Raw genomic sequence first — 12,488 nt, 5'->3', positions numbered from 1 at the left:
CGGAGAGTCCGGCCGGGGCCGACACGGCCCAGAGGCAGCCGGAGAGCGGGCGCGGCCGGGGTCGCGATGATGCTCGGCGGTGCGGGAGTCCTGCTGGGCGTGGCCGCTGCGCCCGCCCAGGCCGCCGAGGTGTCCTACGCGACCGACTGCGTACCGCCTCCGGTCTCCGGGCTGCCGACGGTCAAGGGCACCACCAAGGTGGAGGTCACCGCGCCGGCCACGGCGAAGGTCGGTGACGAGGTCGAGGTGGTCTGGAAGTTCACGCAGGCCGCGTCGAAGAACCCCGACCTCATCGACCTGCCCGCGAACTCGGTCCAGCCGTCCGGCACCCTCAAGGCGGCCGGCGCGCAGGCCGCGTCCATCGCGATGCAGGGGCCGCGGGAGAACCCGGCGATCCCCAAGGGCGGGGCGATGGTCCTGTCCGACATGAAGGGCAAACTGAAACTGACGACGGCGGGAGACGTGACGCTGACGCCCGACGCGTACGCCATCAACGTCATGTCGACGGACACCAAGTGCACGCCGACGGAGACGGTGAAGCCCGCGGCGACGATCAAGGTCACGGCGGGGGAGGGGACTCCGCCTCCCGATCCCACGGATCCCCCTGATCCCACCAGCCCGCCGCCGACCGAGAGTGAGACCGGGGGCAGCGACACGGGCGGTACCACCGGTGGAGGCGGTGAGACCGACTTCACCGGCAAGGAGGTCAAGATCCCCTACGCGTGCAAGACGCCGATCGGCGACAAGAACGCGACCTCTCCCGTGCAGATCAACGCCAAGAAGGACGGCGGGAGTTACGACCTCACCGTCAAGTTCAAGGGCTCCGTGATGGACAGCCCCGCCGACATCCCGGCGGACTCGGTCAAGCCGTCGATGGAGGTCGCGCTCGGCGGCGCCGACAAGGGCACGGTCCATGTCGAGGGGCCGACGAACCCCGAGGCGATCAAGTCCGGGGATCCCATGGTGATCTCCGACATGACCGGCACGTACAAGCCGGGCGCCGACGGGGAGTCGACGCTCTCGCCGGGTGTGCTGACGGTGAAGGCGCTCGGGACGACCACGACGTGTACGCCGGAGAAGTCCGAGGTGTCGTTGACGCTCGACACGTCGGCGCAGCCGGGTGGCGCCGCCGGTGGGAGTGGCTCCGCCGGAGGAACTGGTACGTCGGGGTCCGGTGACACCGGTGGAGGGCTGGCCGACACCGGCGCCGATGACAGTGGAGGGCTGCGGGCGCTCGGGTTTGTTGCCGGGACCGCGATTCTGCTGGGCGGGGCCGTGTTCACGTTCATGCCCAGGCGGCAGGCTTCGCGTCGGGCGCCGTAGGGGTGGCGCTTCGGTGGGGAACTGCGGGACCGCCGTGGCTGGTCGCGCAGTTCCCCGCGCCCCCAAAAGACTGCGCAGTTCCCCGCGCCCCCTAATAGGGAGCGCGGGGAACTGCGCGATCAGCCACAACGAACCCGCGGTTGGCCCACCGGACCTCGGCGGAGCGTCTAGCGGACGTCGCCCATCAGGGACTTGACCTTGTTGCGGTACATGTAGACCGCGAAGCCGGCGATGACGGCGAGGGTGGCTTCCAGGGCTACGACGCCCATGCCGTTGAGGTCGACGCCCGCGATGGAGAGCAGGCCCGTCGTGGCGTCGCCGGCGGTGACGGCGAGGAACCAGACGCCCATCATCTGGGAGGCGTACTTCGCGGGGGCCATCTTCGTGGTGACGGAGAGGCCGACCGGGGAGACGGTCAGCTCGCCGACGGTCTGGACGAAGTAGATGGCGACCAGCCACATCGCGGCGGCCTTGTGACCGCCCTCGGCGATCGACAGGGGAGCCAGGAAGAGGAAGAACGACGCGCCGACCAGGACCAGACCCGAGGAGAACTTCACGATCGTGCTCGGCTCCCTGCCGGCGCGGTTCAGCGCCAGCCAGGCCCAGGCGAAGACCGGGGCGAGGGCCATGATCAGCACCGGGTTCACCGACTGGTACCAGGAGACCGGGAACTCCCAGCCGAACACGGTGTTCTCGGCCGACGACTCGGCGAAGATCGACAGCGTGGAGCCGCCCTGGTCGTAGATCATCCAGAAGACGGCCGCGGCGATGAAGAACCAGATGTACGCGGACATCTTCGACTGCTCGACACGGTCCAGGGACTTGTCCCGCTTGATACGGGCGATGACCCAGACCGGGATGACCAGGCCGAGGACGGTGAGCGGAACCAGGATCCAGTTCAGCGTGTAGTGGCCGGAGAAGCCGACGGCGGCGTAGAAGACCGCGGCGACGGCCAGCCACAGCAGACCCTTGCGCAGCGTCGAGGCCTTCTCCGCGGCGGACAGCGGCGTCGGGACGACGTCGGAGCGCGTGTCGAGGTGACGGCGGCCGAGCAGGAACTGGGCCAGACCCAGCGCCATGCCGAGCGCGGCGAGCGCGAAGCCCAGGTGCCAGTTGACGTTCTCGCCGATGGTGCCGATGACCAGCGGCGCGGCGAAGGCGCCGAGGTTGATGCCGATGTAGAAGACGGTGAAGCCGCCGTCACGGCGCGGGTCGTCCGGGCCGTCGTAGAGGTGGCCGACCATCGTCGAGATGTTGGCCTTCAGCAGACCCGAGCCGATCGCGACGAGGCCGAGGCCGGCGTAGAAGGTGCCGGACGAGGGCAGCGCCAGCGTCAGGTGGCCGAGCATGATGACCAGGCCGGCGACGGCGACGGTCCTGCGGGGGCCGAGCACGCGGTCCGCGAACCAGCCGCCCGGGAGGGCGAGCAGGTACACGAGCGACAGGTACACCGAGTAGATCGCGGTCGCGGCGGTCGCGCTCAGGTGCAGGCCGCCGGGGGCGACCAGGTACAGCGGGAGGAGTGCCCTCATGCCGTAGTAGGAGAAACGCTCCCACATCTCGGTCATGAAGAGAGTGGCCAGTCCGCGGGGGTGGCCGAAGAAGGTCTTCTCGGAACCGGGGGTGCCCGGAGAGACCGAGTCCTTCGTCAGGCTGGACGCCATGGTCGTTCCTTGCTGGTCGGGACGCGCTGCAGAGCGTCGCGCGCCCGGTGGGGGAGGCGGCCGGCACCGGCGGGGGCCCGTCCCGCCCCACGCCCACGGGGAGTCCGCTCCGGGTCATCGGAACGGTGGACGGCGACCACCGGGATCCACGCCCCGCACGCGTCCTCGCGCTCGGGGCCCGGCCACAGGTCATTCCTTTCGAGGCTGGTAGACACCAGCCCGCACACAAAAGAGACCTTCGGCGTCAAGCTCCCGCCAAAGGTCCCTGCGTGGTGCTACAGGCGTCTGGTCACCATAAGGCCCCACGGCATGGCATTGCCGCATATGACATGACTTGAGAGATGGATCACAGGTATGGATGGAACTATGCGCCTGAATCGAAGGTCGTTCATAGATTTACATCCCTAACCCACAGGGTTGCATCCCCCGCGCGGTGCGGGCGAATCACGGGTGTCGATCACCCTGTCTGCACTGGTCCGCAGCGGACTACCATCAGTTCATGACCCGAGTACTGCTCGCCGAGGACGACGCGTCCATCTCGGAACCCCTGGCCCGCGCCCTGCGCCGGGAGGGGTACGAGGTTGAGGTACGCGAGGACGGCCCCACCGCGCTGGATGCCGGCATCCAGGGCGGCATCGATCTGTGTGTGCTCGACCTCGGGCTGCCCGGCATGGACGGCCTGGAGGTGGCCCGGCGGCTGCGCGCCGAGGGGCACACCGTGCCGATCCTCATCCTGACCGCGCGCGCCGACGAGGTGGACACGGTCGTGGGCCTGGACGCCGGCGCCGACGACTACGTCACCAAGCCGTTCCGCCTCGCCGAGCTGCTGGCCCGCGTCCGGGCCCTGCTGCGGCGCGGCGCGTCCGAGCCCCAGCAGCCGCCGGCCACGCACGGCGTGCGCATCGACGTCGAGTCGCACCGGGCCTGGATGGGCGACGAGGAGCTCCAGCTCACCGCCAAGGAGTTCGACCTGCTGCGGGTTCTCGTCCGGGATGCCGGGCGGGTCGTCACGCGTGACCAGCTCATGCGTGAGGTGTGGGACACGACGTGGTGGTCGTCCACGAAGACGTTGGACATGCACATCTCGTGGTTGCGGAAGAAGCTCGGTGACGACGCCGCGAATCCGCGGTACATCGCGACGGTACGTGGAGTGGGTTTCCGCTTCGAGAAGAGCTAGCTCGTTGCTGTCGGGCTGCGCCTCATCGCCGTTGTGGCGTCGGTGGGTGCGCGGCCGCGGGTCGTGTGTGGCTGGTCGCGCAGTTCCTCGCGCCCCCGTAGGGCGCCCCTAGCCCTTGATCGATCAGTTGCCCGGAGGGCCCCGTGCGTCGCCGTCTCATCAATTCCACGTTGGCCGTCGTGCTGGTCGTGATCGCCGTGTTCGGGGTCTCGCTCGTCATCGTCGAGACCCGCACGATCAGCAACAGCGCCCAGGAGCGGGTGGACTCCGAGGCGGTGCGGCTGGTGAGCATCGTCGACAGCCGCATCCTCGGTGACGAGCTGATCAGTGCCGGTGTCCTCAAGGACCAGGTCACGGGCGACCGGTACGCGCGCATCGAGATCCCGGGCCGTGCCGACATCCACATCGGCGACAAGCCCACCGGTGACGTCATCAAGTCCACCCGCGAGGGCGAGCAGCGCGAGACGGTGACGGTCCAGGAGCCCCGTTCCGCGGTCACCCGCGAGGTCGGCCGTACGCTCCTGATCATCGCGGCGGTCGCCCTGCTCGCGGTGATCGCCGCCGTGCTCCTCGCGGTACGCCAGGCCAACCGGCTCGCCTCCCCGCTGACCGACCTCGCGGAGACCGCCGAGCGGCTCGGCTCAGGGGATCCGCGGCCGCGCCACAAGCGCTACGGCGTCCCGGAGCTGGACCGGGTCGCCGACGTCCTGGACGGTTCCGCCGAGCGCATCGCCCGCATGCTGACGGCCGAGCGCCGTCTGGCGGCCGACGCCTCGCACCAGCTGCGTACGCCGCTGACCGCGCTGTCCATGCGGCTGGAGGAGATCACCCTCACCGACGACCCGGACATCGTGAAGGAGGAGGCGACCATCGCGCTGGGCCAGGTCGAGCGCCTCACGGACGTGGTCGAGCGGCTTCTGACGAACTCCCGGGACCCGCGGACCGGCTCCGCCGTCACCTTCGACCTCGACGAGGTCATCAAGCAGCAGCTCGCGGAGTGGCGTCCGGCCTACCGCAACGCGGGCCGCGCGATCGTCAGCTCGGGCAAGCACCATCTCCAGGCCGTCGGGACGCCCGGAGCCGTGGCCCAGGTCCTTGCCGCGCTGATCGAGAACTCCCTGATGCACGGTGGCGGCACGGTCGCGCTGCGCACGCGCGTCACCGGCAACCAGGCTGTGATCGAAGTCACCGACGAGGGGCCCGGTGTCCCGGCCGATCTGGGCGCCCGGATCTTCGAGCGGGCCATCAGCGGCCGGAACTCCACGGGCATCGGCCTAGCCGTGGCCCGTGACCTCGCGGAGGCCGACGGAGGGCGCCTGGAGATGCTCCAGGCGCAGCCTCCGGTGTTCGGGCTGTTCCTGTCGCGTACGCCGCTCAGACGGCCGCAGGACGGCGACGAGCAGACGGTTCGCTAGCGCCCCCGAAAAGTCCCCTAGCGCACGCGCTGGACCTGGCGGAACTGGCGGGTCGGGCGGTCCTCGTCCTGCAGGTAGGCCTGGCGCTCCTGGTCGAGGTAGGGCTCCGGGTTCTCCAGGAACGATTCCGCGCTGGCCACGGCCTCACGCGCCGGAGCCGCCCGGAAGACCCAGGTGCGGTAGGACCAGAAGCGGAAGAGCGTCGCGATGCCGATGCCGACGAACTTGAAGACGTTGCTGGCGAGGGGGCTGTCCAGCCCGAGCCCGTACGTGGCGGCGTAGAGGAAGCCGTTCTCGATGACGAGGCCGACCGCGCTGAACAGCACGAACAGCGTCAGCTCCTTGGTGCGGCCGCTCTTGTCGCGATCGCGGTACGTGAAGTACCGGAAACCGATGTAGTTCGAGACGATAGCGACGACCGTGGCGATCACACTGGCCCGTACGACCTGAAGATCAGTGGCACTGCGCACCACGTTGAAGGCGATCAGGTTGACCAGCAGACCGGCACCGCCGACCGCGCCGAACTTGGCGACTTCCCTGGTCAGCCGGTCGATCCGCATGCGGACAGCGCTGGGCGGCCTGGCATGTGCCCTGCGTTTACCACCTTTGCCCATGGTGTCGCCCAGCCCCCGTCTCGTCGGATACGTCAATTTCGTCAACCTTCGTCGACTCCGCCATGCTAACCAGCGGTTCCCTTCGGTGCCCGGCTTGGACTCGAATATGTGGCCGGGATGTGATGAACATGCGGAACTTCCGATGATCATGCGGGTGACAGGGGTGCCCCGGTATGGCCGATACCCTGGGGGCGTGACGTTCCCGGTAGTCGGCATGGTCGGCGGGGGCCAGCTCGCTCGTATGACACACGAGGCGGGCATCCCGCTCGGCATCAGATTCAAGCTCCTCAGTGACACCCCCCAGGATTCCGCGGCGCAGGTCGTCGGTGATGTCGTCATCGGCGACTACCGCGACCTCGACACGCTGCGGGCCTTCGCGCGGGGCTGCGACGTGATCACTTTCGATCACGAACACGTACCCACCGAGCACCTGCGTGCCCTGGAGGCGGACGGCATTCCCGTGCGCCCCGGGCCCGACGCGCTCGTGCACGCCCAGGACAAGGGCGTGATGCGCGCGAAGCTCGACGAGATCGGCGTGCCGTGCCCGCGGCACCGGATCGTGAGCGATCCGGCCGACGTGGCCGCGTTCGCGGCGGAAGGGCTCCCCGAGGGAGCCGAGGGTGACGGCTTCCCGGTCGTCCTCAAGACCGTCCGCGGCGGCTACGACGGCAAGGGCGTGTGGGTCGTGCGGTCCGCGGCGGACGCCGAGGACCCCTTCCGCGCAGGCGTCCCGGTCCTCGCCGAGGAGAAGGTCGACTTCGCACGGGAGCTCGCGGCCAACGTCGTACGGTCGCCGCACGGCCAGGCCGTCGCCTACCCCGTCGTCGAGTCCCAGCAGGTCGACGGGGTCTGCGACACGGTGATCGCGCCCGCGCCCGGCATCTCCGACGAGCTCGCGCTGCGGGCCGAGGAGCTGGCCCTGCGCATCGCGAAGGAGCTCGGCGTGGTCGGCCATCTCGCCGTCGAGCTCTTCGAGACCCGCGACGGCCGGATTCTGGTCAACGAGCTGGCCATGCGCCCGCACAACTCCGGCCACTGGACCCAGGACGGCGCGATCACCTCCCAGTTCGCCAACCACGTCCGCGCGGTCCTGGACCTGCCCCTCGGCGATCCGCGCCCGCGCGCGAAGTGGACGGTCATGGTGAACGTCCTGGGGGGCGACTACCCCGACATGTACTCCGCGTACCTGCACTGCATGGCCCGCGACCCCCAGCTCAAGATCCACATGTACGGCAAGGACGTGAAGCCCGGCCGCAAGGTGGGCCACGTCAACACCTACGGCGCCGACCTGGACGACGTCCTCGACCGCGCCCGCCACGCAGCCGCCTACCTGAGAGGCACGATCACCGAATGAGCACGTCCGCAGATGCGTCCTCCGAGTCGCCCGTAGTCGGCATCGTCATGGGCTCGGACTCCGACTGGCCCGTCATGGAAGCGGCCGCACAGGCCCTCGACGAGTTCGAGATCGCCTACGAGGTCGACGTGGTCTCCGCGCACCGGATGCCGCGCGAGATGATCGCGTACGGCGAGGAGGCGGCCGGGCGCGGCCTCAAGGTGATCATCGCAGGCGCGGGCGGCGCGGCCCATCTGCCGGGCATGCTCGCCTCGGTGAGCCCGCTGCCGGTGATCGGCGTCCCGGTCCCGCTGAAGTACCTCGACGGCATGGACTCGCTGCTCTCGATCGTCCAGATGCCCGCGGGCGTTCCGGTCGCCACGGTCTCGGTCGGCGGCGCGCGCAACGCGGGTCTGCTGGCCGCCCGCATCCTCGCCACGCAGGACGAGGAACTCCTCGGCCGGATGCGCGAGTTCCAGCAGGAGCTCAACGACCAGGCCACGGAGAAGGGCAAGCGCCTGCGCTCCAAGGTCGAGGCCGGCGCCGGCAACGGCTTCGGCTTCGGAAAGTGACGCGCATGTCGTCCCTGGACCGCGCCCGCGCCCTGCTCGCCGACTTCCCCGTCGTCGACGGCCACAACGACCTCCCCTGGGCCCTGCGCGAGCAGGTCCGCTACGACATCGACGCCCGCGACATCGCCGCCGACCAGAGCGCCCATCTGCACACGGACCTGGCCCGGCTGCGCGCGGGCGGTGTCGGCGCGCAGTTCTGGTCGGTGTATGTGCGCTCCGACCTTCCCGGTGCGGTGACGGCGACGCTCGAACAGATCGACTGCGTACGGCAGTTGATCGCGCGCTACCCCGCCGACCTGCGTGCCGCGCTGACGGCCGCCGACATGGAGACGGCCCGCGGCGAGGGCCGGATCGCCTCGCTGATGGGCGCCGAGGGCGGCCACTCGATCGACAACTCCCTCGCCACCCTGCGCGGGTTGTACGAGCTGGGGGTCCGCTACATGACCCTCACCCACAACGACAACATCGCGTGGGCGGACTCGGCGACGGACGAGCCGTCCGTGGGCGGCCTGTCGGCCTTCGGCCGCGAGGTCGTACGGGAGATGAACCGCCTGGGCATGCTCGTGGACCTCTCCCACGTGGCCGCCACGACGATGCGGGACGCGCTGGACACGTCCGTCGCGCCGGTGATCTTCTCCCACTCCTCCTCGCGCGCGGTCTGCGACCACCCGCGCAACATCCCGGACGACGTGCTGGAGCGGCTGCCCGCCAACGGCGGTGTGGCGATGGTGACGTTCGTGCCGAAGTTCGTCCTCCAGGCCGCCGTCGACTGGACGGCCGCCGCCGACGAGAACATGCGCGAGCAGGGCTTCCACCACCTCGACACGACCGCCGAGGCGATGAAGGTCCACCGTCTCTTCGAGGAGTCCAACCCCCGCCCCGTCGCGACCGTTCCGACGGTCGCCGACCACCTCGACCACATGCGCGAGGTGGCGGGCGTCGACCACATCGGCATCGGCGGCGACTACGACGGCACGGCGTTCACGCCCGAGGGCCTCGGTGACGTCTCCGGCTACCCGAACCTCATCGCGGAACTCCTGGACCGCGGCTGGTCGTCCACCGACCTCGCCAAGCTGACCTGGCAGAACGCGGTCCGGGTGCTGGGCGCCGCGGAGGACGTGGCCCGCGCGGAGCAGTCCCGCAGGGGCCCGTCGAACGCGACCCTGGAGCAACTGGACGGCTAGCACGGCCAGGCGCATCGGTCACGCGGGTGCGGGGTGCCCCAGAAGCATGGTCGGGGCGCCCTTCACCCGGGTCAGGAACACGGTCGCCGAGTTCGGCCCCTGCGGCTTCACCTTGCGCCGCAGCTCCTCCGGCTCGACGGCGGAGCCACGCTTCTTGACGGTGAGGACACCGACCCCACGCTCCCGCAGCAGCGCCTTCAACTTCTTCACGCCGAAGGGAAGCTGGTCGGTGATCTCGTAGGCGGTGGCGTAGGGCGTGTCCTTCAGGGAGTCCGCTGTGATGTAGGCGATGGTCTCGTCGATCAGCCCGCCGCCGTCCAGCTCCCCGGCGACCTCCGCGACCAGATGCGCCCGGATGACGGCCCCGTCGGGCTCGTACAAGTACCGCCCCAGGGGCCGCACCTGAGGGTCGGGCAGCCCCCGGCCCACGAGGGTCCGCGGCCCGGGCAGCAGGGTCGCACGTACGGACCCGGCCTCTCCCGTGCCGAACCACAGCACGGCCTCCTTCACGTCCCCGGAGTCCGAGATCCACTCGGCCCCGGCCTCGGCGGGGACGGTCTCGTGGGGAATCCCGGGTGCGATCTTCAGCGCGGCGAGTGGCGCTCCGAGGGCGGTTCGCACGGCCCACGACAGCGGCGGCGAATAGGCCTCGGGATCGAAGACGCGCCCGCGCCCGCCCCGCCGCGCCGGATCCACGAACACGGCGTCGTACGCGGATGTCGAGACCTCCGTGACATCCGCCTCGCGCACCTCGATCAGATCACCGAGCCCGAGTGCGTCGGCGTTCGCCCGTGCCACGGCCGCCGTCAGCGGGTCCCGGTCGACGGCGAGCACCCGGATCCCGGCCCGGGCGAGCGCGATCGCGTCACCGCCGATGCCGCAGCACAGGTCCGCCACCGAACGCACACCGAGCTCCTGGAAACGCCGGGCCCGGTACGCGGCGACACTCGCCCGGGTCGACTGCTCCACCCCGTTCGGCGTGAAGTACATCCGCCCCGCGTCCGCCGCGCCGAACTTCACCACGGCCCGCTGCCGCAACCGCGCCTGCCCGAGCGCCGCCGACACGAGCCCGACGGGATACTCCCGCCGCAGCCGGGTCGCGACGGCCAGCTCCTGAGCGGGTTCGGTGTCCCGCACCTCGTCGAGAAGGGCACGGCCCTGGCCGGTGAGCAGGGAGGTGAAGGCGGAGAGCGGATCGAGGTCGTTCACCGCCCCATTGTGGGCCAGTCGGTGGACGGCACGCGGTCGCCGGATGTGTCGAGGGCTCGTGAGGGGTGTGACCTGTGAGGATCCGGGTTCATGCGACTTGTACGACAAAATGATGGCAACAATGTAAATGGCGGCTCGGGGGACGCTCCCTCAGGGGCGCGGAGAACCGCGCGACAAGCCCCCACCGCCCCGCAGGTCGCAATCCGGCCGTCCCAGGCAGTACGCACCGCTCTCGTCCTGCTGACGGTCACCGCACTGGCAGCCGGCTGCGCGGAAGCAACTCCCACCACCGTCGAGCCCGCCGCAGGCCAACAACTCCTGAAGGCCCCACCGGCCCGGGCCATGGACGCCTACGCCACCAAGCTCCGTCAGGAGCAGCGGGCCCGCGCCACCGCGGCGAAGAAGTGGGGCCTGGCCGAGCCCCCGCTACCCGCGCCCCCCGCCCCCGGGCAGAAACCCCGCATCAGCACCCGCAAGGGCTTCGAGGTGGACGACCACGAAGGCCTGCCACCCGTCTTCACCACGATCCCCACCAAGGACAAGGTCGTCTTCCTCACCATCGACGACGGCGCCGAGAAGGACCCGGCGTTCCTGCGGATGATGAGCGAGCTGAAGATCCCGTACACGGCCTTCCTGAGCGACTACCTGGTCAAGGAGGACTACGGCTACTTCAGGAAGATGCAGGACAGGGGCGTGGTCCTGAACAACCACACCCTCCACCACCGTCAAATGCCGAACCTCTCCTACGAACGGCAGAAACAGGAGATCTGCGGCATGCAGGACGTGATCGAGAAGCGCTACGGCAAGCGCCCGACCCTCTTCCGCCCGCCCTTCGGCAACTACAACGAGGACACCCTGCGCGCGGCCAGGGCCTGCGGCATCAAGGCGGCACCGCTGTGGAACGAGGAGGTCTTCGCCGACCGCTGGGACTACCGCGAGTCGGACCGCGACCTCCACCCCGGAGACATCGTTCTCAGCCACTTCCGCGGCAAGGAGCACTGGAAGGGCACGATGCCGGACATGGTCCGCCACTTCCTGAAGCTGGTCACGGACAAGGGGTATGCGGTGGCACGCATCGAGGACTACCTGTGAGGAAGCGGCCGGCCGTCGGCGCGGCGCTGCTCGCGGGCCTGGTCTGCCTGGCCGGCTGCGCCCAGTCCGTGGACCCCATCGAGCGGCTGGGCAAGAAGGCCGCGCAGAAGGTACGCACGTACGGCCCCACCGAGGACCCGTACCGCCGCTGGGGCCTGGCCGCCCCGCTCGCCCCGGCGCCGAAGCCGCCCGACCGGCGGCCCTCCGCCCGCACCGCGGGACCGGGCCTGCCGCCCGTCGTCGACCGCGTCCCCACCCGCGACAGGGTCGTCTTCCTGACCTTCGAGGACGGCGCCGAGAAGGACCCGGGATTCGTCGACATGGTCCGCGAACTGCGGCTGCCGGTCACGATGTTCCTCACGGACAGTGTCGTCGGGCCGGGATACGCCCACTTCGGCCGGCTCCGCGCGGTCGGCGCGACCGTGCAGAACCACACGCTCGACCACCCGTACCTGCCGGGCCTGCCGTACGCCGGCCAGCGCGCCGAGATCTGCGGCCAGCAGGAGAAGCTCAAGCAGCGCTTCGGTATCCGACCCCGGCTCTTCCGCCCGCCCTACGGCGACTACAACGCCGACACCGTGCGCGCGGCCGCCGACTGCGGAGTGGCCGCCATCGTCCTGTGGCGCGACGCGGACCGCCTCCGGCCGGGTGACATCCTCCACTGCCCGGAGGGCCGGATGGGGGCGAGTCTCACCGATGCGACGACCGCCATGCTGAAGCGCATCCAGGGGGAGGGGTTCACGGTGGCACGGCTGGAGGACTACCTCTAGCGGGTTCGTTGTGGCTGGTCGCGCAGTTCCCCGCGCCCCTGAAGAGCGGGTCTGGGGGCGCAGCCCCCAGCAAGGCCCACCCCGGTTCCGGGTGCCGAACATCTCCCTGACCGCCGGAGGCAACTGGCACTCCGC

General features: G+C 70.1%; 11 protein-coding genes. 8 read left to right on the top strand and 3 right to left on the bottom strand.

Annotated features, from left to right (window positions below; translation table 11 throughout):
* The first annotated feature begins 69 nt into the window (after window positions 1–69).
* Entirely contained in the window at window positions 70–1,323 is a 1,254-nt protein-coding gene (locus OG718_RS23735) for a hypothetical protein (protein WP_328847816.1), read from the top strand.
* A 167-nt stretch (window positions 1,324–1,490) separates the two neighbouring features.
* On the opposite strand, the gene OG718_RS23730 is transcribed toward OG718_RS23735, so the two are convergent.
* Window positions 1,491–2,987: an oligopeptide:H+ symporter gene (locus tag OG718_RS23730; RefSeq protein ID WP_328845112.1), complete on the bottom strand. Its 1,497-nt coding sequence runs from the start codon at window positions 2,985–2,987 to the stop codon at window positions 1,491–1,493.
* A 499-nt stretch (window positions 2,988–3,486) separates the two neighbouring features.
* Here OG718_RS23730 and OG718_RS23725 point away from each other — a divergent pair, with 499 nt between their 5' ends.
* Both OG718_RS23725 and OG718_RS23720 read left to right on the top strand, forming a co-directional pair.
* Complete coding sequence (locus OG718_RS23725; RefSeq protein WP_143639101.1) at window positions 3,487–4,164, top strand: response regulator transcription factor; 678 nt, start codon at window positions 3,487–3,489, stop codon at window positions 4,162–4,164.
* 143 nt (window positions 4,165–4,307) lie between these two features.
* Window positions 4,308–5,579, top strand: coding sequence for an ATP-binding protein (locus OG718_RS23720; RefSeq protein ID WP_143639102.1), 1,272 nt, complete (start codon window positions 4,308–4,310; stop codon window positions 5,577–5,579).
* Window positions 5,580–5,596: 17 nt separating this feature from the next.
* Here the strand turns inward: OG718_RS23720 and OG718_RS23715 are convergent, their stop codons facing one another.
* Window positions 5,597–6,139 carry a GtrA family protein gene (locus OG718_RS23715; RefSeq protein ID WP_328845110.1) on the bottom strand — a complete coding sequence of 181 codons (543 nt, stop codon included), beginning with the start codon at window positions 6,137–6,139 and terminating at the stop codon, window positions 5,597–5,599.
* A gap of 196 nt (window positions 6,140–6,335) precedes the next feature.
* Here OG718_RS23715 and OG718_RS23710 point away from each other — a divergent pair, with 196 nt between their 5' ends.
* From OG718_RS23710 to OG718_RS23700, 3 genes are read left to right on the top strand one after another with little or no spacing between them, the layout of a single operon-like run.
* Window positions 6,336–7,547, top strand: coding sequence for a 5-(carboxyamino)imidazole ribonucleotide synthase (locus OG718_RS23710; RefSeq protein WP_143639104.1), 1,212 nt, complete (start codon window positions 6,336–6,338; stop codon window positions 7,545–7,547).
* Entirely contained in the window at window positions 7,544–8,098 is a 555-nt protein-coding gene (gene purE, locus OG718_RS23705) for a 5-(carboxyamino)imidazole ribonucleotide mutase (protein WP_143639106.1), read from the top strand. Before OG718_RS23710 ends, purE begins: the two co-directional genes overlap by 4 nt.
* 5 nt (window positions 8,099–8,103) lie before the next feature.
* Window positions 8,104–9,282, top strand: coding sequence for a dipeptidase (locus tag OG718_RS23700; RefSeq protein ID WP_328845109.1), 1,179 nt, complete (start codon window positions 8,104–8,106; stop codon window positions 9,280–9,282).
* A gap of 18 nt (window positions 9,283–9,300) precedes the next feature.
* On the opposite strand, the gene OG718_RS23695 is transcribed toward OG718_RS23700, so the two are convergent.
* A complete protein-coding gene (locus OG718_RS23695; protein WP_328845108.1) occupies window positions 9,301–10,491 on the bottom strand; it encodes a THUMP-like domain-containing protein in 1,191 nt (396 codons plus the stop codon).
* Between the two features lie 90 nt (window positions 10,492–10,581).
* On the opposite strand from OG718_RS23695, the gene OG718_RS23690 reads away from it, so the two are divergent.
* Complete coding sequence (locus tag OG718_RS23690) at window positions 10,582–11,583, top strand: polysaccharide deacetylase family protein (RefSeq protein ID WP_328845107.1); 1,002 nt, start codon at window positions 10,582–10,584, stop codon at window positions 11,581–11,583.
* Window positions 11,580–12,353 (top strand): polysaccharide deacetylase family protein, encoded by a 774-nt coding sequence (locus tag OG718_RS23685; RefSeq protein WP_186001242.1) that lies wholly within the window; start codon window positions 11,580–11,582, stop codon window positions 12,351–12,353. Before OG718_RS23690 ends, OG718_RS23685 begins: the two co-directional genes overlap by 4 nt.
* The last annotated feature ends 135 nt before the right edge of the window (window positions 12,354–12,488 follow it).

The sequence above is a fragment of the Streptomyces sp. NBC_00258 genome (assembly GCF_036182465.1).
GTDB lineage: Bacteria > Actinomycetota > Actinomycetes > Streptomycetales > Streptomycetaceae > Streptomyces.
The sequence above is the reverse complement of the archived record's forward strand: the minus strand, read 5'-3'. Positions and strand labels throughout refer to the sequence as shown.

Coding starts and splice junctions, on each gene's coding strand:
- OG718_RS23715 (WP_328845110.1), bottom strand. CDS start 6,139: ATGCGGATCGACCGGCTGACCAGGGAAGTCGCCAAGTTCGGCGCGGTC.
- purE (WP_143639106.1), top strand. CDS start 7,544: ATGAGCACGTCCGCAGATGCGTCCTCCGAGTCGCCCGTAGTCGGCATC.
- OG718_RS23710 (WP_143639104.1), top strand. CDS start 6,336: ATGATCATGCGGGTGACAGGGGTGCCCCGGTATGGCCGATACCCTGGG.
- OG718_RS23700 (WP_328845109.1), top strand. CDS start 8,104: ATGTCGTCCCTGGACCGCGCCCGCGCCCTGCTCGCCGACTTCCCCGTC.
- OG718_RS23735 (WP_328847816.1), top strand. CDS start 70: ATGCTCGGCGGTGCGGGAGTCCTGCTGGGCGTGGCCGCTGCGCCCGCC.
- OG718_RS23730 (WP_328845112.1), bottom strand. CDS start 2,987: ATGGCGTCCAGCCTGACGAAGGACTCGGTCTCTCCGGGCACCCCCGGT.
- OG718_RS23725 (WP_143639101.1), top strand. CDS start 3,487: ATGACCCGAGTACTGCTCGCCGAGGACGACGCGTCCATCTCGGAACCC.
- OG718_RS23690 (WP_328845107.1), top strand. CDS start 10,582: ATGCGACTTGTACGACAAAATGATGGCAACAATGTAAATGGCGGCTCG.